The sequence below is a fragment of the Phenylobacterium hankyongense genome, assembly GCF_003254505.1.
GTDB lineage: Bacteria > Pseudomonadota > Alphaproteobacteria > Caulobacterales > Caulobacteraceae > Phenylobacterium > Phenylobacterium hankyongense.
In genome coordinates, this window is sequence record NZ_QFYP01000001.1 from 2,350,492 (window position 1) to 2,376,168 (window position 25,677).

Annotated in this window: 16 protein-coding genes; 14 read left to right on the plus strand and 2 right to left on the minus strand. The window is 70.3% G+C overall.

Annotated elements, in window-relative coordinates; genetic code table 11:
• Window positions 1–232 precede the first annotated feature (232 nt).
• From DJ021_RS11395 to DJ021_RS11445, 11 genes are all read left to right on the plus strand, one after another.
• Entirely contained in the window at window positions 233–7,915 is a 7,683-nt protein-coding gene (locus tag DJ021_RS11395) for a beta strand repeat-containing protein (protein ID WP_111457660.1), read from the plus strand.
• Window positions 7,916–8,118: 203 nt separating this feature from the next.
• Window positions 8,119–10,203: an O-linked N-acetylglucosamine transferase, SPINDLY family protein gene (locus DJ021_RS11400; RefSeq protein ID WP_111457661.1), complete on the plus strand. Its 2,085-nt coding sequence runs from the start codon at window positions 8,119–8,121 to the stop codon at window positions 10,201–10,203.
• 108 nt (window positions 10,204–10,311) lie between these two features.
• Entirely contained in the window at window positions 10,312–11,061 is a 750-nt protein-coding gene (locus DJ021_RS11405; RefSeq protein ID WP_111457662.1) for a class I SAM-dependent methyltransferase, read from the plus strand.
• Window positions 11,062–11,084: 23 nt separating this feature from the next.
• Window positions 11,085–12,032, plus strand: coding sequence for a UDP-glucuronic acid decarboxylase family protein (locus tag DJ021_RS11410; protein WP_111457663.1), 948 nt, complete (start codon window positions 11,085–11,087; stop codon window positions 12,030–12,032).
• Between the two features lie 128 nt (window positions 12,033–12,160).
• Window positions 12,161–12,616, plus strand: a complete 456-nt coding sequence (locus DJ021_RS11415) for a hypothetical protein (protein ID WP_111457664.1) — start codon at window positions 12,161–12,163, stop codon at window positions 12,614–12,616.
• Between the two features lie 89 nt (window positions 12,617–12,705).
• On the plus strand, window positions 12,706–13,335 hold the full coding sequence (locus DJ021_RS11420) for a DUF4129 domain-containing protein (RefSeq protein WP_207801821.1): 630 nt from the start codon (window positions 12,706–12,708) through the stop codon (window positions 13,333–13,335).
• Window positions 13,332–14,582, plus strand: a complete 1,251-nt coding sequence (locus DJ021_RS11425) for a DUF4350 domain-containing protein (protein ID WP_111457666.1) — start codon at window positions 13,332–13,334, stop codon at window positions 14,580–14,582. The genes DJ021_RS11420 and DJ021_RS11425 overlap by 4 nt, the downstream gene beginning before the upstream one ends.
• Window positions 14,569–15,525: an AAA family ATPase gene (locus DJ021_RS11430; RefSeq protein WP_165837195.1), complete on the plus strand. Its 957-nt coding sequence runs from the start codon at window positions 14,569–14,571 to the stop codon at window positions 15,523–15,525. The genes DJ021_RS11425 and DJ021_RS11430 overlap by 14 nt, the downstream gene beginning before the upstream one ends.
• 4 nt (window positions 15,526–15,529) lie before the next feature.
• Entirely contained in the window at window positions 15,530–16,843 is a 1,314-nt protein-coding gene (locus DJ021_RS11435; RefSeq protein ID WP_111457668.1) for a DUF58 domain-containing protein, read from the plus strand.
• Between the two features lie 8 nt (window positions 16,844–16,851).
• Window positions 16,852–17,850: a stage II sporulation protein M gene (locus DJ021_RS11440; RefSeq protein ID WP_111457669.1), complete on the plus strand. Its 999-nt coding sequence runs from the start codon at window positions 16,852–16,854 to the stop codon at window positions 17,848–17,850.
• Window positions 17,847–18,752: an RDD family protein gene (locus DJ021_RS11445; RefSeq protein ID WP_111457670.1), complete on the plus strand. Its 906-nt coding sequence runs from the start codon at window positions 17,847–17,849 to the stop codon at window positions 18,750–18,752. The genes DJ021_RS11440 and DJ021_RS11445 overlap by 4 nt, the downstream gene beginning before the upstream one ends.
• A 4-nt stretch (window positions 18,753–18,756) precedes the next feature.
• Here the strand turns inward: DJ021_RS11445 and DJ021_RS11450 are convergent, their stop codons facing one another.
• Complete coding sequence (locus tag DJ021_RS11450; RefSeq protein WP_111457671.1) at window positions 18,757–19,533, minus strand: glycerophosphoryl diester phosphodiesterase membrane domain-containing protein; 777 nt, start codon at window positions 19,531–19,533, stop codon at window positions 18,757–18,759.
• A gap of 139 nt (window positions 19,534–19,672) precedes the next feature.
• Between DJ021_RS11450 and xylB the strand changes: the two genes are divergently transcribed.
• The 3 genes from xylB to DJ021_RS11465 all read left to right on the plus strand — a co-directional run bounded on the left by xylB (window position 19,673) and on the right by DJ021_RS11465 (window position 24,507).
• The gene (xylB, locus tag DJ021_RS11455) at window positions 19,673–20,419 is read left to right on the plus strand and encodes a D-xylose 1-dehydrogenase (RefSeq protein WP_111459073.1); all 747 of its coding nucleotides are present in this window, start codon (window positions 19,673–19,675) and stop codon (window positions 20,417–20,419) included.
• A 120-nt stretch (window positions 20,420–20,539) separates the two neighbouring features.
• A complete protein-coding gene (gene xylE, locus DJ021_RS11460; RefSeq protein ID WP_111457672.1) occupies window positions 20,540–22,009 on the plus strand; it encodes a D-xylose transporter XylE in 1,470 nt (489 codons plus the stop codon).
• Between the two features lie 224 nt (window positions 22,010–22,233).
• A complete protein-coding gene (locus DJ021_RS11465) occupies window positions 22,234–24,507 on the plus strand; it encodes an NADP-dependent malic enzyme (RefSeq protein ID WP_111459074.1) in 2,274 nt (757 codons plus the stop codon).
• Window positions 24,508–24,525: 18 nt separating this feature from the next.
• Here DJ021_RS11465 and DJ021_RS11470 read toward each other — a convergent pair whose 3' ends face one another.
• Window positions 24,526–25,665, minus strand: coding sequence for an L-lactate dehydrogenase (locus DJ021_RS11470; protein WP_111457673.1), 1,140 nt, complete (start codon window positions 25,663–25,665; stop codon window positions 24,526–24,528).
• Window positions 25,666–25,677 lie beyond the last annotated feature (12 nt).

The window sequence follows — 25,677 nt, forward strand, 5'->3', positions numbered from 1 at the left end:
CGGCAGGCCGCGAGGTCTAGATGCGGCGGATTGAAGCAACCGATCGGCTGTTTCTCTTCGCCGCACTCCGGGTTTTCCGTGCGGAGGGCAGGCCGGCGCGACTCAGTGTAACCAATTTGAAAGGGTACGTCCGCGTAGGTACCCGCGTGCGAAACCCGCATGAGTTGTCGTTGTCCTGATTCTCTAGGCTCGAAGTCTTTCCGTCGCGCCAGACCTGACCCGGGGGGGTTATATGTCGATCTCGATGCTGTCGGCCGCCCAAATTGGCGCCCTGTCGACGACCGCCATCACTGGCCTGAGCACGACGGACATGTCGCAGCTGAGCTCAACGCAGCTCGGGGCGATCAGCACCACAGGCATTGCAGTCCTGGACACGACGCAGGTCGCGGCGATCACGCCGACCAGCGTCAAGGGCCTCAAGGCCAGCCAGATCCCTTACTTCCAGAACGCGGTGATCTTCGACACCGGGCAGCTGGCGGTGTTCAACGCCTCCAACATCGGCGCCCTGACCAGCACCCAGCTGACCGCCTTTGATACGACGCACATGGTGGCGCTGGCGGCGACGCAGGTCGCGGCCCTGTCCACCACGACGCTGTCCTCGCTGGACTCCACCCACATCGGCGCGCTGAACGCCACCCAGGTGAAGGCGCTGACGGTCGGCCAGCTGCAGGCGCTGAACACCACCGACATGGGCGAGTTCACCTCGACCCAGATCGCCAGCCTGTCGACGAGCCAACTGGGCGCCCTGTCGTCCACCAACCTGACGGCGCTGGACACCACCCAGCTGACCGGATTCTCCTCGACGCAGGTGGGGGCGCTGACGGCGACCACGCTGGGCGGGCTGAGCGCGACGCAGGTGAACATCTGGGATTCGACCCAGATCTCCGGCCTGACCTCGGTGCAGCTGAAGAGCCTGTCGACGACGGACTTCAGTGACTTCACGACCACCCAGGTCGGCGGCTTCACGTCGACCCAGCTCGGCGCCCTGTCGAGCACCAACTTCAACTCGCTGGACTCCACGACCGTCCAGGGCCTGACCACGACGCAGCTGAAGGGGCTCACCACCACCCAGCTGGCGGGTCTGACCACCACCGACGTGGGCGACTTCTCCTCGACGCAGATCGCGGCCTTGGCCACCACCCAGCTGACGGCGCTGACCTCGACCAACCTCTCGGCCCTGGACACCACCCAGGCCCAGGCCCTGACGACCAGCCAGATCCAGTCGCTGACGGCGACCCAGATCCGCGGCCTGAGCACGACCGACGCCGGCGACCTGACGACCACCCAGATCGGCGCCCTGACGGCGGCCCAGGTGGGCGCGCTCAGCGCCTCGGCGCTGTCGACCTTCGACACCACCCAGCTGCAGACCCTGAACACCACCCAGGTGAAGGGCCTGACCGCCACCCAGCTGAGCGGGCTCTCCAGCACGGCGGCGGGCGAGCTTTCCACCACCCAGGTGGCCGCGCTCGGCGCGACCCAGGTGGCGGCGCTGACCACCACCAACCTGGCGGTGCTCGACACCACCCAGTTCCAGGCGCTGAACACCACCCAGATCAAGAGCCTGACCACGTCGCAGCTGTCGGGCCTCTCCAGCACCAACGTGGCTGAGCTGAGCTCGACCCAGGTGTCGGCCTTCGCCCCGACCCAGCTGTCGGCGCTGACCTCGACCAACCTGACGGCGCTCGACACCACCCAACTCGCAGGCCTGACCTCGACCCAGGTCGGCGCCCTGACCGCCACGACCCTCGGCGGCCTGACCTCGACCCAGGCCGGCGGTCTGGACTCAACGCAGCTCTCGGGCCTGACCGCGGTTCAGCTCAAGGGCCTGACGACCACCGACTTCAGCGACTTCACGACGACGCAGGTGGGCGGATTCACCTCCACCCAGCTCGGCGCCCTGTCGACCACCAACTTCAACTCGCTGGATTCGACCACGATCCAGGGGCTGAGCACCACCCAGATCAAGGGCCTGACGTCGAGCCAGCTGGCCGGCCTCACCACCACCGACGTGGGCGACTTCTCCTCGACCCAGGTCGCCGGACTGACGACGACGCAGCTCACCGGCCTGTCGTCGACCAACCTCTCGGCGTTGGACACCACCCAGGCGCAAGCCCTCGACACCAGCCAGATGAAGTCGCTGAGCGCGACCCAGCTCAAGGGGCTGACGAGCACCGACGCCGGTGACCTGACCACCACCCAGATCGCCGCCCTGGCGGCCACGCAGGTGGGCGCCCTGGCGGCGACCACCCTGTCGGCCCTCGACACGACGCAGTTCCAGACCCTCAACACCACCCAGGTGAAGGGGCTGACCACGACCCAGCTGCAGGGTCTGAGCACCACCGACTTCGCCGACTTCACGTCGACGCAGATCAACGCCCTGGCGGCCACCCAGGTGGCGGCGGTGAGCACGACCAATCTTTCGGCGCTCGACACCACTCAGTTCCAGGCGCTGGACACCACCCAGATCAAGAGCCTGACCACGACCCAGCTGGCGGGCCTTTCCAGCACCAACGCGGCCGAGTTCTCCTCGACCCAGGTGGCTGCGCTTTCGTCGGTGCAGGCCGCCGCGCTGAGCAGCACCAACCTGGCGGCTCTGGACACCACCCAGACCTCCGGCCTGACCTCGACCCAGGTGGGCGCGCTGTCGACCACCACCCTGTCGGGCATGACGTCGACGCAGATCCAGGCGCTGAACTCGACGCAGGTCTCCGGCCTGACGGCGACGCAGCTTAAGAGCCTGTCGACCACCGACTTCGGCGACTTCACCACGACGCAGATCGACGGCCTCGGCTCGACGCAGCTGGGCGCGCTGTCGACCACCAACCTGAACTCGCTGGACTCCACCACCGTCCAGGCGCTGACGACGACCCAGCTGAAGGGTCTGACGACGACCCAGATGGCGGGTCTGACCACCACCGACGTGGGCGACTTCTCCTCGACGCAGATCGCCGCGCTGGCGGCGACCCAGCTGACGGCGCTGACCTCGACCAACCTCTCGGCGCTCGACAGCACCCAGACCCAGGCGCTGACCACGACCCAGGTCCAGGCGCTGACGGCGACCCAGCTGAGGGGCCTGACCACCACCGACGCCGGTGAGCTGACCACGACGCAGGTCGGCGCCCTGACGGCCACGCAGGTGGGCGCCCTGACGGCGACCACCCTGTCGGCCTTCGACACCACCCAGTTCCAGACCCTGAACAGCACCCAGGTGAAGGGGCTGACGGCGACCCAGCTCCAGGGCCTGAGCACCACCGATATCGGCGAATTCAGCACCACCCAGATCGGCGCGCTGGCCGCGACCCAGCTGGCGGCGCTGAGCACGACCAACCTCTCGGCGCTCGACACCACCCAGACCCAGGCGCTGACCACCACCCAGGTGAAGGCGCTCACCACCACCCAGCTGGGCGGCCTCTCCACCACCGACATGGGTGAGTTGCTGACGACCCAGGTCGGGGCGCTGGCTTCGACCCAGCTGTCGGCGCTGTCGTCGACCAACCTGACGTCGCTCGACACCACCCAGCTCGCGGGCCTGAACTCGACCCAGGTGGGGACGCTCTCCACCACCACCCTGGGCGCGCTCAGCTCGACCCAGATCCAGGGGCTGGACACGACGCAGGTCGGCGGCCTGACGGCGGCGCAGCTGAAGAGCCTGTCGACCACCGACTTCGGCGACTTCACGACGACGCAGGTCGGCGGGTTCACCTCGACCCAGCTCGGCTCGCTCTCCAGCACCAACTTCAACTCGCTGGACTCGACGACCGTCCAGGCGCTGACGACGACCCAGCTGAAGGGTCTGACGACCACCGAAATGGCGGGGCTGACCACCACCGACGTGGGCGACTTCTCCTCGACCCAGATCGCGGCGCTGGCGGCGACCCAGCTGACGGCGCTCACCTCGACCAACCTCTCGGCGCTGGACAGCACCCAGACTCAGGCGCTGACCACGACCCAGGTGCAGGCGCTGACGGCGACCCAGCTGAGGGGCCTGACCACAACCGACGCCGGTGAGCTGACGACGACGCAGATCGGCGCCCTGACGCCGGTCCAGGTCGGCGCCCTGACCGCGACCACGCTGTCGGCCCTCGACACGACCCAGTTCCAGACCCTCAAGACCACCCAGGTGCAGGGCCTGACGACGACCCAGCTCCAGGGTCTGAGCACCACCGACATCGGCGAATTCAGCACGACCCAGGTCGGCGCGCTGGCCGCGACCCAGCTGGCGGCGCTGAGCACGACGAACCTCTCGGCGCTGGACAGCACCCAGACCCAGGCGTTGACCACCACCCAGGTGAAGGCGCTGACCACCACCCAGATGGGGGGTCTCTCCACCACCGACATGGGTGAGCTGCTGACGACCCAGGTCGGGGCGCTGGCTTCGACCCAGCTGTCGGCCCTGACGTCGACCAACCTGACGTCGCTCGACACCACCCAGCTGGCCGGCCTGTCGTCGACCCAGCTCGGGACGCTGTCCACCACCACCCTGGGCGCCTTCGACTCCACCCAGATCCAGGGGCTGAACTCGACGCAGGTCGGCGGCCTGACCGTGACCCAGCTGAAGAGCCTGTCGACCACCGACTTCGGCGACTTCACGACCACCCAGATCGACGGCCTCGGCTCGACGCAACTGGGCGCGCTGTCGACCACCAACCTGAACTCGCTGGACTCCACCACCGTCCAGGCGCTGTCGACGACCCAGCTGAAGGGTCTGACGACGACCCAGATGGCGGGTCTGACCACCACCGACGTGGGCGACTTCTCCTCGACCCAGATCGCGGCGCTGGCGGCGACCCAGCTGACGGCGCTGACCTCGACCAATCTCTCGGCCCTGGACAGCACCCAGACCCAGGCGCTGACCACGACCCAGGTCCAGGCGCTGACCGCGACCCAGCTGAGGGGCCTGACCACCACCGACGCCGGTGAGCTGACCACGACGCAGGTCGGCGCCCTGACGGCCACGCAGGTCGGCGCCCTGACGGCGACCACGCTGTCGGCCTTCGACACGACGCAGTTCCAGACCCTCAAGACCACCCAGGTGCAGGGCCTGACCACCACCCAGCTCCAGGGCCTGAGCACCACCGATATCGGCGAATTCAGCACCACCCAGGTCGGCGCGCTGGCCGCGACCCAGGTCGCGGCGCTGAGCACGACGAACCTCTCGGCGCTCGACACCACCCAGACCCAGGCGCTGACCACCACCCAGGTGAAGGCGCTCACCACCGCTCAGCTCGGCGGCCTCGCCACCACCGACATCGGCGAACTGACCACCACACAGGTCGGCGCGCTGACCGCGACCCAGGTCGCGGCGCTGGGGGCCACCAACCTCTCTGCCCTCGACACCAGCCAGTTCCAGGCCCTGAACACCACCCAGGTGAAGGGGCTGACGATCGCCCAGCTGCAGGGGCTGAACACCACCGACATGGACGAGTTCGCCTCGACCCAGCTCGGGGCCCTGACCGCCGCCCAGCTGAACGCCATGTCGTCCACCAACCTGGGTGAGCTCAGCACCACCCAGCTGACCGGCCTCACGTCCACCCAGGTGGGCGGCCTGTCGTCGGCCAACCTGGCGTCCTTCGACACCACGCAGCTCGGCTCGCTCTCCACCACCCAGGTGGCCGGGCTGACGGCGACGCTGCTGCGCGGGATCTCGACGACGGACTTCGGCAAGCTGACGACCACGCAGCTCGACTCCTTCTCCTCGACCCAGCTTGGAGCGCTCAGCGCCACCAACCTGTCGACGATGGACGCGACCCAGATCCAGGGGCTGAACACCACCCAGCTCAAGGGCATCACGGCGACCCAGCTGCAGGGCCTGAACACCACCGACATGGCGGAGTTCACCTCGACCCAGGTGGCGGCGCTCTCCACCACCCAACTGCTCGCCCTGTCCTCGACCAACCTGACGGCGCTGGACACCACCCAGCTCGCCGGCCTGAACTCGACCCAGGTGGGCACGCTCACCACCACCACGCTCGGGGCCCTGGCCGCGACGCAGGTCGGCGGTCTGGACGCGACCCAGGTCTCCGGCCTGACCGCGACCCAGCTGAAGAGCCTGTCGACGACGGACTTCGGTGATTTCACGACCACCCAGGTCGGCGGCTTCAGCTCCACCCAGCTGGGCGCTCTGTCGGCGACCAACTTCGCCTCGATCGACTCCACCACGGTCCAGGGCCTGACGACGACGCAGCTTAAGGGCCTGACGACGACCGAGATGGCGGGCCTGTCCACCACCGACGTGGGCGAGTTCCTGGCCACCCAGATCGCGGGCCTGGCGGCGACGCAGCTGGCCGCGCTGGACTCGACCAACGTCTCCGCCCTCGACACCACCCAGTCGCAGGCGCTGACCACGACGCAGATCCAGTCGCTGACCGCGACCCAGATCCGCGGCCTGACGACGACCGACGCCGGGGACCTGGCGGCCACCCAGATCGGGGCGCTGACGGCGGCTCAGGTGGGGGCGCTCAGCGCCACCGCGCTGTCGACCTTCGACACCACCCAGCTGCAGACCCTGAACACCACCCAGGTGAAGGGCCTGACGACGACGCAACTGGCGGGCCTGTCGACCACGGCGGTGAACGAGTTCTCCACCACCCAGATCGGCGCGCTCGCCCCGACCCAGGTGGCGGCGCTCGGCTCGACCAACCTCTCGCAGCTGGACACCACCCAGGCCCAGGCCCTGACCTCCACGCAGCTGCAGGCGATCACCGCCGCCCAGTTGCTGGCGCTCTCGACCACGGACATCGGTGAGCTCAACACCACGCAGGTGAGCGCGCTCACCGCGACCCAGGTGGGCAGCCTCGGCACGACCAACTTCTCGGCCCTGGACTCGACCCAGGTGCTGGGCCTCAGCACCACCCAGGTGAAGGGGGTGACCACCACCCAGCTCGGCGCGCTCTCGACCACCGACGTCACCGAGTTCACCTCCACCCAGCTCGGCGCCCTGACCGCGCTGCAGCTCGGCGCGCTCTCGACCACCAACGTCGCCCAGATCGACACCACCCAGGTGACCGGCCTGAGCTCCACGCAGGTGGGCGGCCTCTCGAGCGCCAGCATCTCGGCCTGGGACACCACCCAGATCCAGACCCTGAACTCGACCCAGGTGCACGGCCTGAGCACGACCCAGCTGAGAGCGCTGACCACCACCGACTTCGCCAAGCTGACCACGACCCAGCTCAGCGCCCTGACCTCGACCCAGCTCGGCTCGCTCTCGACGACCAACCTGTCGTCGATGGACTCCACCGGGATCCAGGCGCTCGGGACGACCCAGCTGGCGGGTCTCACGACCACCCAGATGGCCGGCCTGACCACGACCGACGTCGGCGAGTTCAACACCACCCAGATCGCCGCCCTCAGCGCGACCCAGGTGGCGGGCATGGGCGCGGCCAACCTTTCGGCCCTGGACACCAGCCAGACCCAGGCGCTGAACACCACCCAGATCAAGGCCCTGACCACGACGCAGGTCGCCGGGCTCTCGACGACGGACATGGGCGAACTGACCACGACGCAGATCGGCGCGCTCACGGTCGGCCAGCTGGCGGCCCTGAACACGACCAACCTGGCGGCGATGGACACCACCCAGGTGAACACGCTGAACACCACCCAGCTGCGCGGCCTGACGACGACGCAGATCGGCAGCCTCGACACCACCAACTTCGAGGAACTGACCACGACCCAGGTCGGATCGCTGGCTACCTCGCAGGTCGCCGCGCTCTCCACCACGGTGATCGGCGCGCTCTCCACGACCCAGCTGGGCGGCCTGCTCTCCACCCAGATCGGCGCGATCACCACCACGCAGATCGACCAGCTCACGACCACCAACATCAGCGCGATGTCGACGACCCAGCTCGCCGGCTTCACGCAGGTGCAGGTCCAGAGCATGGACGGCCCGCAGATCGACGCCTACCTGGCGGCGAGCTAGTCAACGGCAGGCGACGGTCGCGGCCTCCGCGACCGTCGCCGCCTTTTGGCCGGTGCGGCGTGATGGCGCTGGCGGCCCGGAGCGCTGCTATCCGATTGGTCGCCCCTGGGCGCCATGCCATGATTTCCTGACCCGAATCGTCGCGGCGACCTGCGCTTCGCACTCCCGCAGCCAGGCCCCGCGACATGGCGCTCGAGAGCCCGATGTCCGACAACGCCTTCCTCGTCACCCTGAACACGATCACCTCCGGCGGCCTGCAGCTTGGCGAGTTGATCGAGGCGGCGAGCGCGCTGTCGCGCAGCGGGCAGTCGCCGCAGGCGCAGGAGCTCTACCGGGTGTGGGCGAAGTTCAACGCCGAGCATCCCCAGGTCCACGTCGCCCACTTCAACTGCGCCGTCCTGCAGAGCGACGCCGGCAACCTGGCGGCCGCCGCCCTGACCCTGAACGAGGCGATCAAGGCCAGCCCCGACTTCCTGCCCGCCTACATCAACCTGGGCGGCGTGCTGGAGCGCGGCGGCGCGGTCGACCAGGGCCTGGAACAGTGGAAGGCGATGCTCAACCGCCTGTCGGCCGTCACCGGCTCGGCGGTGGAGTTCAAGATCACGGCCCTCAAGCAGATCGCCCGCGTGCTGGCCGACCACCAGAAGCTGGAGCTCGGCGAGACGGTGTTGCACGAGGCGCTGACGCTCAATCCGAGCCAGCGCGACGTCACCGAGCAGTACATGTCGCTGCGGATGAGCCAGTGCAAATGGCCGGCCGCGGCGCCGTTCGCCAACGTCGCCCGGGAAGTGCTGGTCGGCGGCATCCACCCCTTGTCGCTGAACGCCTATTCCGACGACCCGCTGCTGCAGCTGGGGGCGGCGGCGCGCTACGCCGAGCAGCTGGTAGACGAGAAGCCGGAGCTGCTGGCGGTGGACCGCCGCGACGAGCGGATCGACCTGACGGGCCGGCGCCTGCGGGTGGGATACGTCTCCTCGGACCTGCGCGACCACGCGGTCGGCTACCTGATGGCCGAGATGCTGGAGCTGCATGACAGGGCCAAGGTGGAGGTGTTCGCCTACTACTGCGGGGTGCCCGCCAGCGGCGGCCTGAACGCCCGGATCATGGCGGCCGTCGAACACTGGACCGACATCCGCGGCATGACCGACGACGCTGCGGCGCGGCAGATCGCCGAGGACGGCATCGACGTCCTGGTGGACGTCAACGGCCACACCCGTGACGCCCGCAGCGCCGTCTTCGCGCGGCGGCCGGCGCCGATCATCGTCAACTGGCTGGGCTATCCGGGCACGATGGGCACGCCCTATCACCACTACATCGTCGCCGATGAGTGGGTGATCCCGCCGGAGTCGGAGATCTACTACTCCGAGAAGGTGCTGCGGCTACCCTGCTACCAGTCCAACGACCGCAAGCGGATCGTCGCGCCGGAGCGGCCGGCGCGGGCCGAGGCCGGCCTGCCGGACGACGCCTTCGTGTTCTGCTGCTTCAACGCCGCCCACAAGATCACCCGCTTCACCTTCGAGCGCTGGGCGCAGATCATGCAGCGCACGCCCGGCAGCGTGCTCTGGCTGCTGGAGAGCACGCCCGAAACCATGGCCCGCCTGCGGGTGCTGGCCGACGAGTACGGGATCGGGGCGGACCGTCTGATCTTCGCGCCGAAGCAGCACAATCCGCAGCACCTGGCGCGCTATCCGCTGGCCGACCTGTTCCTCGACACCAGCCCCTACGGCGCCCACACCACCGCCTCGGACGCGCTGTTCATGGGCGTGCCGGTGCTGACCTTCGCCGGCCGCTGCTTCGCCTCGCGGGTCTGCGCCAGCCTGGTGCGCGCCGCGGGCCTGCCCGACCTGATCTGCGACAGCCCGGCGGCGTACGTGGAGCGGGCCGTGGCGCTCGCCGCCGATCCCGCCGCCATCGCCGACCTGAAGGCGAGGCTGGAGCGCAACCGCGACACCTGCGTCCTGTTCGACATGGACCGGCTGACGGCCGGGCTCGAGGATCTGTATTTCCAGATGTGCGCCGAGCAGGCGCGGGGCGAGCTGCCGCAGCCGGACCTCAGCAACCTGGAAGCCTACTACAAGATCGGCGTGCAGCATGAGCACGAGGTCGAGGACCTGACGGTCAAGGCGGACTACCACGAGGCGTTCCGGGCCAGGCTCGCCGAACGCCACCGCCTGCGGCCGTTGCAGGCCGACCAGCGGCTGTGGACCGCGGCGGACATCGCCGCGGCGGAGGCCCGTCCCGGCCAGGCCGCCGAGGCTGCGCCGCGCCGCAAGCGCGCAGCGGCCTGACGTCGCGCCCGCGGCGGACGCTCACGCTCCGACCGCGAATCGCGTGATCGTGGCGCATCAGCCGCGCCGACAGATTCGACCAAGGGCGCGCCGGACCGGAGCCTGGGCATGAAGCAAGCGACCAACAAAGCCGCGGTGGAAAGCGCCCCGGTCCCGGTCATCCCGGATCCCGTGATCGAGGTGCACAGCGGCCTGTCGCTGTCCGACGCCGTGCGCAGCTGCTTCGAAGCGGCGACCAACGATCAGGGCAAGCTCAACGAATACGTCCTCAACATCGAGGGCATGTCGGGGAAGAAGTTCCGCTATTTCCTCAACAACCTGATGGGGACGGTCAGCAATCCGCGCTACCTGGAAGTGGGCTCCTGGGCCGGCTCGACCTTCTGCTCGGCGATCTTCGGCAACACCCTGCGGGCGGTGGCGATCGACAACTGGTCGCAGTTCGGCGGCCCGGTGAACCACTTCTTCGTCAACCTGGCCAACTGCACCTCGGTCGCGGCGCGCACCAGCGTGATCTTCGAGGACTTCCGCAAGGTCGACTTCGGCGCGCTGGGCAAGTTCAACGTCTACCTGTTCGACGGCCCGCACGCCTATGAGGACCAGTACGACGGCCTGATCCGCGCCTGGAACGGGCTGACGGAAGAGTTCGTCTTCATCGTCGACGACTGGAACTGGGACGCGGTGCGGGCCGGGACCATGGACGCCATCCGCGACCTCGGCCTCGAGGTCCAGATGAAGATCGAAGTGCGCACGACGCAGGACAATTCCCACCCGGCGATCGGCGGCAAGCAGAGCGACTGGCACAACGGCTACTTCATCTCCGTCCTGAGAAAGAACGGCGCCGTCGCCCAGGAAGCCTAGGCGACGGACAAGGGTTCAGGGACATGAAGCGGATACTGATCACCGGCGGCGCCGGGTTCATCGGCTCGCACCTGTGCGAACGCCTGCTGGACCAGGGCCACGAGGTGCTGTGCGTCGACAACTTCTACACCGGCGCCCGGCGCAACGTGGCGCACCTGCTGGAGAACCCGAACTTCGAGCTGATGCGTCACGACGTGACCTTCCCGCTCTTCGTGGAGGTCGACGAGATCTACAACCTGGCCTGCCCGGCCTCGCCGATCCACTACCAGTACGACCCGGTGCAGACGACCAAGACCTCGGTGCACGGCGCGATCAACATGCTGGGCCTGGCCAAGCGCCGCCGCGCGAAGATCTTCCAGGCCTCCACCAGCGAGGTCTACGGCGACCCCACCGTCCATCCGCAGCCGGAGGAGTACTGGGGCAACGTCAATCCGATCGGCTTCCGCTCCTGCTACGACGAGGGCAAGCGCTGCGCCGAGACGCTGTTCTTCGACTACCGCCGCCAGCACAATCTGCGGATCAAGGTGGCGCGGATCTTCAACACCTACGGCCCGCGCATGCACCCGAACGACGGGCGCGTGGTGTCGAACTTCGTGGTGCAGGCGCTGAAGGGCGAGCCGATCACCCTCTACGGCGAAGGGATGCAGACGCGCTCCTTCTGCTACGTCGACGACCTGGTGGAGGGCTTCATCCGCTTCATGGCGACCGGCGACGAGGTCACCGGCCCGATCAACCTCGGCAACCCCGGCGAGTTCACGATCCGGGCCCTGGCCGAGAAGGTCGTGGAACTGACCGGCTCGAAGTCGCAGATCGAGTACCGGCCGCTGCCGCAGGACGATCCGCAACAGCGCCAGCCCGACATCGCCAAGGCCAAGGCCGTGCTGGACTGGGAGCCCACCATCCAGCTCGAGGCCGGCCTGAAGAAGACAGTGGCCTACTTCGACGCGCTGCTGAAGAGCGGCGCCGCCTAAGTCTTCGGCCGCAGTGGGATAGCCTTTCGGCAGGTAACAGCGACGTCCGAACGTAGTTCTGCGTGCTTGCAGGTCACCGCGGGTCGGCGCAACCTCTCTCGATAAAAGCGATATCGGGGAGGATATCCATGCGTACCCTGCTTCTGGCCGCCGGGCTTGTCGCCTGCTTCGGCCTTACCGCCTGCGAACAGTCCAAAAGCGCGGCCACCGAAGCGGCGCCGGTGGCGCCCAAGTCCACAGCCCGCTCGGCCCAGATGTACGCCGGGCAGGAACAGATCCTGAAGGTCGACTCCGCGTCGGTCCAGGTCGATCCCACCGGCGGCCTCAAGCTCGCGGCCACCGGCTCCGCGGCCATGCCGGGCTACACCCACTCCGGCTTCCTGCCCCGCATCAACGCGGCGCCGCCGCGCGACGGGGTCTACGAGGTGGACGTGGTCGCCGACCGGCCCGCGACTGCGGGCGCGCCCGCGGCGACGCCCATCGATGTGAAGGGCGCCTGGTCCAACTATCCGAAGGCGCGGCTCAAGGGCGTGAAGTTCGTCGCCAAGAACAACTCGGTGGTGGCCATGCTGCCGGCCGGCTGAGGCCGGTCGCAAGTCCGCTTCGCAGGTCCCGGGGAGGCTGCTAGGCTTTCCCGGCCTGGTTGCGTGTCCGCCAGGCGCGGGGGACGGCAGTGGCTTCGGGAAGCGTGGCGTCGGGCGCGGGCAATGTGGCCGAGCAGAAGCTCGCCCTGGCGCACAGGGCGTTGCTGCAGACCCGCGGCCTGCAATTCGACTTCCACACCATCAAGCGGCCGGATCCTCCGGACTGGCTGACCGCCTTGCTGCGCGGGTTGGCGGAGTTCGCGCCGCTGTTCAAATACGTCTTCTGGGGCGGGCTGGCGGTGGGCCTGGCGCTGATCGTCTGGCTGTTCGCCCGCGAGCTGCTGGCGAGCCGCTTCGCCCGCCGCAAGGCGGCCGCGCCGCCGGCGGATTGGCGCCCGGAGCCCGGCAAGGCGCGCGCCCTGCTGGAGGACGCCGACCGGCTGGCCGCCGACGGCCGCTTCGACGAGGCGATCCACCTGCTGCTGTTCCGCAGCATCGACGACATCACCGGCCGGCGGCCCGGCCTGGTGCGCCCGGCGCTGACCAGCCGCGACATCGCCCGGCTCGACTCCATGCCCGGCGCGGCGCGCGGCGCCTTCGGCCGCATCGCCGAGGCCGTCGAGCGCAGCTTCTTCGGGGGCCGGCCGGTGGGGCCGGACGACTTCGCGCTATGCCGGCGCGAGTACGAGGCCTTCGCCTTCTCCGAGGGCTGGGCATGAGCGCCGCGCAGCCGACCGCGGGCGACGCCGCGCCGGCCTTCTCGCCGCGAACCATCCTGGCGCTGGTGATCGTCGGCCTGGTCTCGTTCTCGGGGCTGGCGGTGCTGTCAGCCTATGCGCCGGAGCTGCGCGGGGGAATGGATGGCGGCGCCCACGCGCTGTCGTCCTCGGCGGTGGGCTTCCGGGGCGCGGCGGTGATGCTGAAGGCGGAGGGCGCGCCGGTGGTGGTGAGCCGGTCGGCGCCGGTCGGCGGCCGCGGCGTCGCCGGCCTGTTGGTGCTCACGCCCGGCATGAACACCCGCGCGGCGGATCTGCGGGATTTCCGCGGCGCGGAGCGGGTGCTGATCGTGCTGCCGAAATGGGCGACGGAGCCCGAGCCGATCCACCCGGGCTTCGTCACCAAGCTGGGGACCGTGGAGACCAGCCGGGACGCCACCGAACTGCTGGCCGCCTATGCGCCGAAGACCGAGGTGGCCCATCGCGTGGGGGGCTCGCGTCCGGCGCTGCGCGGCGCCGGCGGTCCGTTCGAGCCGGGGACCTATCTGCCGCTGGCCGGCGTCGATGCGCTGCAGACCCTGTCCGGCGATGGCTGGCAGCCGTCGCTGGTCGACGAGCAGGGCCGAATGGTGCTCGCCCGGTCCAAGAATCACCCCGGCGTGCTGGTGCTGGCCGACCCCGATCTCCTGAACACGCAGGGACTGGCGAAGCTCGACAACGCCCGCGCCGGCCTCGCCATCCTCGACGCCCTGCGCGGCGAGGACGGGGTGGTGTTCGACGTCACCCTCAACGGCTTCAAGCGCGGACGCGGCATCGGCCGGCTGATGCTGGAGCCGCCGTGGCTGGCGGCCACGCTGTGCGCCGTGGCGGCGGGCCTGCTGATGGGCCTGCACGGGCTCGCCCGCTTCGGGCCGGCGCAGACGCGGGGCCGGGCCTTCGCGCTCGGCAAGCGGGCGCTGGTGGACAATTCGGCCGGACTGGTGCGGATGGCGCGCAAGGAGCACGAGCTGGCCCCGGCCTACGTCGCCATGACCAAGGCGCTGATTGGCGAGGCCGCGGGCGGCGGTCAGCGGACCGCCGCGGGCGAGGACAACGAGCGCTGGCTGGCGGATCTGGCCCGCCTGCGCGGGGCGGCGGCGCCTGCGGAGCTGACCGCCGAGGCCGAACGGGCCAAGAGCCGCGCCGACCTGCTGGCGGTCGGCCGGAAACTCTATCAATGGCGACTGGAGATCACGCGTGAACGTCGATGAGGTGAAGGCCCTGGCCGAGCGCGTGCGGGCGGAGATCGGCAAGGCGATCATCGGGCAGGCGGACACCGTCGACCTGTTGCTAACCGCCCTGTTCGCCCGCGGCCACGTGTTGTTGGAAGGGCCGCCGGGCTCGGCGAAGACCTTCCTGGCGCAGTGCTTCGCCCGCACGCTCGACCTGGATTTCGGGCGCATCCAGTTCACGCCCGACCTGATGCCGGCCGACATCATCGGGGCCAACCTGTTCAACTTCCAGACCAGCACCTTCACCCTCAGCGAGGGGCCGGTGTTCTGCGAGCTGCTGCTGGCCGACGAGATCAACCGCACGCCGCCGAAGACCCAGGCCGCCCTCTTGGAGGCGATGCAGGAGCGGCAGGTCACCATCGACGGCAAGCCGCGGCGGCTGAGCGACCGGTTCATGGTGGTGGCCACCCAGAACCCGCTGGAGCAGCAGGGCACCTATCCGCTGCCGGAGGCGCAGCTCGACCGCTTCCTGTTCAAGCAGACCCTGCAGTATCCGAGCCGCGAGGAGGAGCGGCGGATCGTCGCCACCTACGGCATGCACAGCGGCCAGACCACGCCGGCCGACATGGGGGTCGAGCGGGTGCTCGACGCCGCCACGCTGGCGAAGGCCAACGCCGCGGTGGCCGCGGTGCGCCTGAGCGACGAGATCGTCGGCTACGTGCTCGACCTGGTCCGCTCGACGCGGGAAACCGCCGACCTGCAGAACGGCGCCTCGCCGCGCAGCGCCGCCCAGCTGGCGCTCGCCGCCCGGGCCCGCGCCGCCCTGGACGGCCGCGACTACGCCATCCCCGACGACGTGAAGGCGCTGGCACTGCCGGTGCTGCGCCACCGGGTGATCCTGTCGCCGGCCGCCGAGATCGAGGGCCGCCGCGCCGACGAGGTGATCCAGGGCCTCGTCGAGCGGGCCGCGGCTCCGCGCTGATCCGGTGAGGCTCTATCCCACCCGCAGGGCGATCGCGCTCGCCGCCGCCGGCGCTCCGGTGGCGCTGGCGGTGGCGCTGGCCGCGCCGCAGCTCTGGGGTGTCGCCGGCGCCTGGGTGCTGATGACGGCGGGGCTGATGGTCGCGGACGCAGTGCTGGCGGCCTCGCCTTCGCGGCTGGACCTGCGATTGGTCGCCCCGGGCGCGCTGGGGCTCGGCCGCAGCCATGAGGCGGCGGCGGAGGCGACCTTCGCCGGCCACGGGCCACCGGAGATCGAGCTGGCCGTGGGCGCCAACGCGCGGCTGACCGCGAGCCCCGGCCGCCAGCGGCTGCGGCTGTCCGGGGGGCAGGGGCGGGCGGCGCTGACGCTCACGCCGCAGCGGCGCGGCGAGGGACGCATCGAGGGCCTGTGGGCGCGCTGGCGCGGCCCGCTGGGCCTGGTCTGGGTGCAACGCACGACGCCGGGCGGGCCGCCGATCGCCATCACCCCGGATATCGAACGGGTGAAGGAACAGGCGCTGGCGCTGTTCGCCCGCGACGCCCAGTTCGGGCTGAAGGCGCAGATGGAGACCGGGGAGGGCGGTGACTTCCACGCGCTGCGGGAATTCCAGACCGGCATGGACCTGCGGGTCATCGACTGGAAGCAGAGCGCGCGCCACGCCAAGCTGGTGGCCCGCGAGTTCCGCACCGAGCGCAACCACCACGTCATCCTGGCGGTCGACACCGGCCGGCTGATGTGCGCCCCGGCGGCCGGCGGCGCGCGGGTCGACCAGGCGATCAACGCCGCCCTGCTGCTGGCCTTCGTCAGCCTGAAGCTGGGCGACCGCGTCGGCCTGTTCGCCTTCGATTCCAAGCCACGGGTGTCGAGCGGCGCGGTGGCCGGCGCCCAGGCCTTCCCGTTGCTGCAGCGGCTGGCGGCGGGCCTCGACTATTCCACGGAGGAGACCAACTTCACCCTCGGCCTCACCACCCTGGCCGGGCGGCTGGACCGCCGCGCGCTGGTGGTGGTGTTCACCGACTTCGCCGACCCCACCAGCGCCGAGCTGATGATCGAGAACGTCGGGCGGTTGATGCGCACCCACCTCGTGCTGTTCGTGGTGTTCCGCGACGAGGAGCTGGAGACGCTGGCGCATGCCGAGCCGAAAGAGCCCGACGACGTCTCCCGCGCGGTGATCGCCGGCGCCCTGCTCAAGCAGCGGCAGGGCGTGGTCGCGCGCCTGCAGCGCCTGGGGGCGGAAATCGTCGACGCCCGACCCGACGACCTTGGCCCGGCCCTGGTCGGCCGCTATCTCGACGCCAAGCGTCGCGAGCTGATCTAGGGGCGCCGATGGCCGAGCTGCAGCTCAAGAGCAACCGCTTCCGGTCCGAACGCGAGGCCGACTGGCGCAAGCTGGAGGCCCTGCTGGCCCGCGCGGAGCGGGGCGGGGCGGCGAAGCTCAGCCGCGACGAACTGATCGCCATGCCGCTGCTCTATCGCCAGGCGCTGTCGTCGCTGTCGGTGGCCCGCTCCATCTCGCTGGACCAGAGCCTGATCGACTATCTCGAGAGCCTCAGCGCGCGGGCCTACTTCTTCGTCTACGGGACCCGCACCCGGCCGCTGGAGCGGCTGGCGAACTTCTTCCTGCGGGACTGGCCGGCGGCGGTGCGGGCGCTGTGGCGCGAGACGGTGGTGTCCGGCCTGATCGGCGCCCTGGGCGCGGTGGCGGCCTTCTTCCTGGTCCGCCGCGACCCGGACTGGTTCTACAGCTTCATCCCGGGCGAACTGGCCAGCGGGCGCGATCCCACCGCCTCGGCCCAGTTCCTGCGCAGAACGCTCTACCATGCGCCCTCGGCCCATGAGGCGCTCTCGGTGATGGCGGCATTCCTGTTCACCCACAACGCGCAGATCGCGCTGTTCGCGTTTGCGCTGGGCTTCGCGCTCTGCCTGCCGACCGCGGCGCTGGTGCTCTACAACGGCTGCATGCTGGGCGCCTTCCTGGCGGTGTTCGCCGCCCGTGGCCTGGCCTTCGAGGCGACCGGCTGGCTGATGATCCATGGGGTCACCGAGCTGTTCGCCATCACCCTGGCGGGCGCCGCGGGGCTGTCGATCGGCTGGGCGGTGGCCTTCCCGGGCGAGCGCACGCGGGTGGACGCGGCGGCGCATGCGGGCCGGCAGGCCGCGCTGGTGATGGCCGGGGTGGTGGTCATGCTGTTCGTCGCCGGGCTGCTGGAAGGCTTCGCCCGCCAGCTGGTGCAGAACGACCTGGTCCGCCTGGGCGTCGCCGGCGCCAGCGCGCTGGTGTGGGGCGGCTACTTCTACTGGCCGCGCCGGCGAGGCGGCGCATGACTGCGGGCTTCACCGCCTGGCGCGCGGCCCGCCGCGAGCGCAAGCCCCGCCCGCTGGACGACGAGCGGCGGGCCTTCGTCACGCCGGAAGGGGTCGACCTGCAGCTGCGGGTCGCCGCCTATTCGGAGCGCTGCGGCGCCTTCGTGCTCGACGTCCTGATCCTGCTGGGCGTGCTGATCGGCATGACCATCCTGCTGGCCCTCGCCGCGTGGGGGACGCACAGCCCGATCGGCGCGCAGTTGATGGCGGTGATCTGGCTGCTGGGCGCATTCGCGCTGCGCAACTTCTACTTCATCGGCTTCGAGCTGCGGCCGGGCGGGGCGACGCCGGGCAAGCGGGCCATGGGCCTGCGGGTCATCGCCCGCGACGGCGGGCGGCTGACGGCGGACGCGGTGTTCGCGCGCAACGCCATGCGCGAGATCGAGGTCTTCCTGCCGGCCATGTTCCTGTTCTCGCGCGGCTACGGCGTGGACGCCGGCCTGGTCGCCCTGGGGGCGATCTGGAGCGGGGTCTTCGTGCTGTTCCCGCTGTTCAACCGCGACGGGCTGCGGCTGGGCGACCTCGCCGCCGGGACCATGGTGGTCAAGACGCCGAGGCGCGTGCTGCGGCCGGACCTGGCGCAGGAGGTCCCGGCGACGGTGGCCGGCGTCGCCTTCACCCAGGCGCAGCTGAACGCCTACGGGGTGAAGGAGCTGCACGTCCTCGAACAGGTGCTGCGGACCGGCGACCGCCGCACCACCGCCGAGGTGGCGCGCCGGATCCGCACCAAGATCGGCTGGGAGGGCCCGCTGGAGACCTCCGACCGCGCGTTCCTGGGCGCCTATTACGCGGCCCTGCGCGGACGGCTGGAGACCCGCCTGCTGTTCGGCCATCGCCGCCGCGACAAGTTCGACCGGAGCTGACGCCTCAGTCGAAGATCGCCGCCAGGCCCTCGGGACCGACGCCGTCCTTCAGCCGGCGCAGCTCGACGTAGAGCACCGCCGCGCCGGTGGCGCCGATCAGGGCGCTGGCTGCGCTGATCAGCGGCATGATCACCACCGCCTGGAACACCCCGACCGACCCGCCCCCCGTGACGATGCCGGCGGCCCCGCCAATGGCGCCGACGATCGCCTCGACGATGATCGTGGCGATCACGTAGATCACGAACAGGCCGAAGATCCGCCAGCGGTTGCCGCGCGTCAGCTGGGCGCTGCGTCCGAAGGCGTCGAACACGCCGGTCTGCTCGATGACGAAGGCCGGGACGGCGACGCACCAGGCGACAGCGATCATCACGCCGGGCACGACCAGCAGGACCAGGCCGAAGGCGACCGCCAGCACGTACAGGATGCTGATCCCCAGGAGCGGCAGGAAGACCCGCAGGCCGGTGCGCAAACTGTCCGTCACGGACGCCGGCCGGCCGTTCAGGTCGGCGACCGTGGCGTAGATCAACGCAGCCTGAAGGATCAGCGCGGCGAGCCCTGACACGATGCCGCCGGCCCCAAAGCCGCTCAGGCCCCGGGCCCCCGAACGCACCATGTCGAGCTGGAGAAAGCCGACCAGCGCGGTCGGCAGGCCGGTGAGGATCAGCGCCAGGATGGCGAAGGTCGCGAAGTTGCGGCGCAGGACTGCGAACAGCTCCTGGATCACGCGGCCGATGTCGAGCTTTCCCGCGGCGCCGCCAGCGCCGGTGTCGGTGATGGTCATGGCTAGGTTTCCCCCCCTATTGCACGCCCAGGATGCGAGCTAACCACGGGTGGCGGGCGCTGTCGCCCCTGGCGTGCGACGCGGAGTTGGGATCGCGCTGTGGTTGGGGCAAAGGTAGGGGAACCGGGAGGTCGTCGTGGTGAAGTCAGCCGTCTACCCCAGCCTTGAGGGCAAGCGGGTCGTCATCACCGGCGGCGGTTCGGGCATCGGCGCGGGCCTGGTCGAGGCCTTCGTGCGGCAGGGCGCCGAGGTCCACTTCCTCGACGTGCTGGAGGCGGAGTCGCAGGCGCTGGCCGCGCAGTTCGCCGAGGCGTCGGCGGCGCCGGTCTTCCACCGCTGCGACCTCACCGACACGGCTGCGATCGCCGCCTGTTTCGAGGCCATCGGGCCGGTGCAGGTGCTGGTGAACAACGCCGGCAACGACGACCGCCACACCCTGGACGAGGTCACGCCGGCCTATTTCGACAACCGCATCGCGGTGAACCTGCGCCACATGCTGTTCTGCGCCCAGGCCGTGGTTCCGGCCATGAAGGCGGCGGGCGGCGGCGCGATCATCAACTTCGGCTCGATCTCCTGGCGTCTGGGACTGCCGGACCTGGTGCTCTACGAGACCGCCAAGGCCGGGATCGAGGGGATGACCAAGGCCCTGGCGCGCGACCTCGGGGCGCACGGCATCCGCGTCACCTGCGTCACGCCGGGCAACGTGCGCACGCCCCGACAGCTGAAGTGGTACACGCCCGAAGGCGAGGCCGAGATCGTCGCCCAGCAGTGCCTGAAGGGCCGGATCGAGCCGGCCGACGTGGCCGCCCTGGTGCTGTTCCTCGCCTCCGACGACGCGCGGTTCTGCACCGGCCACGAATACTGGATCGACGCGGGGTGGGCATAGGGTGAGCCCGACGATCGGGCTTGACCGCGGCGGCGGCGCCCCTTCAGCCTGGGGCCGCGTCGCGGCGGAGACTGCGGGCCAACGGGAAAAGGCCGGGCCTCGCCCCGCCGGGAGACGTTCATGAGCAAGGCCAACAATTCGCTGGTCGTCGGGCTGACCATGGCGGCCGCCCTGGGCGGGCTGCTGTTCGGCTACGACACCGCGGTGATCTCCGGCGCGGTGGGCGCCATCGACGCCAACTTCATCACTCCGCGCGGCCTGCCCGAAGGCGCCGCCTCCAGCCTGTCGGGCTGGGCCATCTCCTGCGCCCTCTTGGGCTGCGTGATCGGGGCCATGGTCGGCGGGCCGATCTCTACGGCCGTCGGGCGCAAGGGCGGGCTGCTGGTGGCGGCCGTGCTGTTCCTGGTGGGCTCCATCGGCTCGGCCTGGCCGGAGTTCGGGCTGGGCCCGATCGGCGGCATGGGTCCCGACGCGCTGACGCCTTTCATCTGGTACCGGGTGCTGGGCGGCGTCGGCGTCGGCCTCGCCTCCATGCTCTCGCCGCTCTACATCGCCGAGATCGCGCCCCCGAACGACCGCGGCCGGCTGGTGACCTTCCAGCAGATGGCCATCGTGATCGGCATCACCGTCGTCTATTTCGTGAACTGGGCCATCGCCTCGCAGGGCGACGCCGCCTGGATCCGGACGGTCGGCTGGCGCTGGATGCTGGCCTCCGAAGCCATCCCCGCGGCCGCCTTCTTCCTGCTGCTGCTCCGCGCGCCGGACAGCCCGCGCTGGTACGTCATGAAGGGCCAGCACGAGAAGGCGCTGGCCGTGCTCAAGCGCCTGACCCACGACGAGGCCCTGGCCAACGCCACCCTGGCCGAGATCGAGGAGACGCTGGTCACGCCGACCCGGCCGCTGTTGAGCTTCGGCGCCAAGGTGCTGCTGGTGGGCGTGATGCTGTCGATCTTCCAGCAGGTCGTCGGCATCAATGCGGTGCTCTACTACGGCCCGCTGATGTTCGAGAACGCCGGATTCACCGCCAACGTCTCCTTCCTGCAGACCATCATCCTGGGGGTGGCGATGACCGCCTTCACCCTCGTCGCCCTGTTCACCGTCGACCGCTGGGGCCGCAAGCCGCTGATGATCACCGGCGCCCTGATCATGGCCGTGGCGATGTTCGCGCTCGGCTCGCTGTTCAACGCCCATGCGGTCGGCCTCTGGGCCCTGGTCGTGGTGGTGCTCTACATCGCCGGGTTTTCGCTCTCCTGGGGGCCGGTCACCTGGGTGCTGCTGGCCGAGATCTTCCCCAACTCGATCAAGGGCAAGGCCATGGCGATCGCGGTCGCGGCGCAGTGGATCGCCAACCTGTTCGTCTCCTGGTCGTTCAAGGTCCTGGACGGCGATTCCGGGCTGAACGCCGCGTTCAACCACGGCTTCGCCTACTGGATCTACGGCGGGATGAGCGTGCTGGCGGCGCTGTTCGTCTGGCGCTTCGTGCCTGAAACCAAGGGCCGCAGCCTCGAGGCGATCCAACATCTCTGGGAGCGCGCGCCGTCGCACCCCGCCGCCGCCGGAATGGTCGCCAAGGATGCAACCTCGGCCTGAGGCTGCCATCAGGCCAATTTCCCGGCCGACATCGACAGTTCGAGGCCGATGTTCCTTTGGATCGGCGACGGTCGCCGGGTATATGCCGTGCCGCCAGCGGCGCCGTTCGCGCCTGCGGAAGGACTTGCCGCCTTGCAGCCCGGCCGGCCGTCGACGACGGCCGCGGATGATCGCGGGCGGAGCGCTGGCGCAGCCGGAGTGATTCCATGCCCGAGGGCCCGACCATGAAAGACGACTTCCGCCAGGCGGCGCTGGACTACCATCGCCATCCCCGCCCCGGGAAATTGTCGGTCGAGCCGACCAAGAGCATGGCCACGCAGCGCGACCTTGCGCTGGCCTATTCGCCCGGCGTCGCCGCCGCCTGCGAGGCCATCGCCGCCGACCCCGACGCCGCGCGGGACTACACGGCCCGCGGCAACCTGGTGGCGGTGATCTCCAACGGCACGGCGGTCCTGGGACTGGGCGCCATCGGCCCGCTGGCCAGCAAGCCGGTGATGGAAGGCAAGGCGGTGCTGTTCAAGAAGTTCGCCGGCATCGACGTCTTCGACATCGAGGTCGACGCCAACGATCCCGAACGGTTCATCGAGGTGGTGGCGGCCCTGGAGCCGACCTTCGGCGGCATCAACCTGGAGGACATCAAGGCCCCGGAATGCTTCGTCATCGAGAAGGCCCTGCGCGAGCGGATGGCCATCCCGGTGTTCCACGACGACCAGCACGGGACCGCCATCGTCTGCGCGGCGGCGGTGCGCAACGCCCTGCTGCTGCAGGGCAAGTCGCTGAAGGACGTCAAGCTGGTCACCTCCGGCGCCGGGGCCGCAGCCCTGGCCTGCGTGGACCTGCTGGTCTCCATGGGGCTGCCGGCCGAGAACGTGTTCCTCACCGACATCAAGGGCGTGGTCTACGAGGGCCGCGAGCCCGACATGCCGGAGAACCTGGCCCGCTACGCCCGCCGCACCGACGCGCGCACCCTGCCGGACGTGCTGGGCGGAGCGGACATCTTCCTGGGCCTCTCGGCGCCGCGGGTGCTGAAGCCGGAATGGCTGCCGCTGCTGGCCGACAAGCCGCTGATCCTGGCGATGGCCAATCCGGATCCGGAGATCATGCCCGAGCTGGTGGCCGAGCTTCGGCCCGACGCCATCGTCGCCACCGGCCGCAGCGACTTCCCGAACCAGGTCAACAACGTCCTGTGCTTCCCCTTCATCTTCCGCGGCGCCCTGGACGTGGGCGCCCGCGAGATCAACGAGGCGATGAAGGTCGCCGCCGCCGAAGCCCTGGCCGAGCTCGCCCGCGCCGAGGCGCACGAGGTGGTGGCGTCGGCCTACGGCGGCGCCATCCCGGGGTTCGGGCCGCAGTACATCATCCCCAAGCCCTTCGACCCGCGGCTGATCCTGGTGATCGCCCCGGCCGTCGCCCGCGCGGCCATGGACTCCGGGGTCGCCGAGCGGCCGATCGCCGACTTCGAGGCCTACCGCCGGGAGCTGGAACAGTTCGCCTTCCGCTCGGGCCAGCTGATGCGTCCGGTGTTCGAGCTGGCGCGCCAGGCGCCGGCCCGCGTCGCCTACGCCGAGGGCGAGGATCCGCGCGTGCTGCGCGCCGCCCAGACGGTGATCGACGAGGGGCTGGCCAGGCCCGTGTTGGTGGGCCGTCGGACCGTCATCGCCCAGCGGGTCCGCGAACTGGGCCTGCGGCTCGACCTGGACGCGCAGGTGGAGATCGTCGACCCCACCGACGCCGCGGCCATCGCCCCGCTGGTGGAGATCTACGAACAGCTGGTGGGACGCCGCGGCGTGTCGCGCGCGGCCGCCGTGCGGCGGCTGACCACCCGGCCGACCGTCACCGCCGCCATGCTGCTGCGGACCGGCCATGTGGACGCCGCCCTGGTCGGCGGGCAGGGCGACTGGTGGCGGCACCTGACCTATGCGCTGCCGATCATCCCGCGCCGCCAGGACGTCAGCCGGGTGTTCGCCATGTCGACGCTGATCCTGCCGATCGGTCCGCTGTTCTTCTGCGACACCCACGTCAACGTCGACCCGACCGCCGAGCAGGTGGCAGAGATGACGGTGCTGGCGGCGGAGGGCGTGCAGCGGTTCGGCGTGCGGCCGAAGGTGGCGCTGCTGTCGCATTCCAACTTCGGCGCCAGCAACTCCCCCAGCGCGCGCAAGATGCGCGAGGCCCTGGCGCTGCTGCGCAAGCGCGCCCCCGACCTCGAGGTCGACGGCGAGATGCACGCCGACGCGGCGCTCCGCGAAGCGCTGCGCGACAACCTGATCACCGACAGCCGGCTCGAGGGCGCGGCGAACCTGCTGATCATGCCCAGCCTGGACGCCGCCAACATCAGCCTGACGCTGCTGAGCGCCGCCAGCGACGCCCTGATGGTGGGCCCGATGCTGGTCGGCCTCCACAAGCCGCTGCATGTGCTGGTGCCGGCGGTCACCGCCCGCGGCATCGTCAACATGACCGCGATCGCCACCTGCCAGGTCTCCGCCGGCGGGGAGTGATCCCAGCGCCGGCTGGGCTCAGCGCAGCATCGAGCGGTCGAGTTTCTTCACGTCCGTCTGGCCGGTGAGCGCCATGGCCACCGCCATCTCGTGGCGCAGCAGGTCGAGGATGCGGGCGACGCCGCGCTGGCCCTGCGCGGCCAGGGCGTAGGCCCAGGCCCGGCCGATCAGCACGCCGTCGGCGCCCAGCGCCAGGGCGCGCAGGACGTCGACGCCCGAGCGCACGCCGCCGTCCATCAGCACGCTCACCCGACCGGCGACCGCGTCCACCACCGAGGGCAGGGCGGCGATCGACGAGGGGGCGCCGTCGAGCTGGCGGCCGCCGTGGTTGGACACCACCAGCCCTTCTGCGCCGGCGCGAACCGCGGCGTCGGCGTCCTCCGGGTCGAGGATGCCCTTCACCACCAGCCGGCCCTTCCAGCGCTCGCGCAGCCAGTCGATGTCCTTCCAGGTGACGGAGGGGTCGAAGTTGCGGCCGACCCAGGCGGTGAACTGGTCGAGGCCCGCGCCGGACGACATGGCGCTGGCGACGTTGCCCAGGATGTGCGGGCGGCCATGGACGCCGACGTCCCAGGCCCAGGCGGGGTGTTGGGCGATGTCGAGGAAGCGGGCGACCTGGGCGCCCAGGCCCTGCGACCCGGTCAGGCCCGTACGCACGTCGCGATAGCGGGGGCTGTGGACGATCAGGTCGACGGTCAGCACCAGGGTGGTGACGCCGGCCTCGGCCGCGCGGGCCAGCAGGTCGGCCATGAACACCCGGTCGCGGATCATGTAGAGCTGGAACCAGATCGGCGCGGCGACCGCGGCGCGGACCTCCTCCAGCGGACAGCAGGACATGGTGGAGAGGATGACCGGCACGCCGGCCGCCTCCGCCGCCCGCGCCGCCTGGGTCTCGCCGCGGCGGGCGTACATGCCGGCCAGGCCGACGGGCGCCAGGGCCACCGGCATCGACGCCGCCTGGCCGAACAGGGTGGTGCTGAGGTCCACCTGCGAGACGTCCTGCATCACCCGCTGGCGCAGGGTGATGTTCTGCAGGTCCTCGATGTTCCGCCGCATGGTGGTTTCGGAATAGGAGCCGCCGTCGATGTACTCGAACAGGAAGCGCGGCAGCCGGCGGCGGGCCAGCGTGCGGTAGTCGCCGATGTCGGCTGCAATCATCGTCGCCCCCTT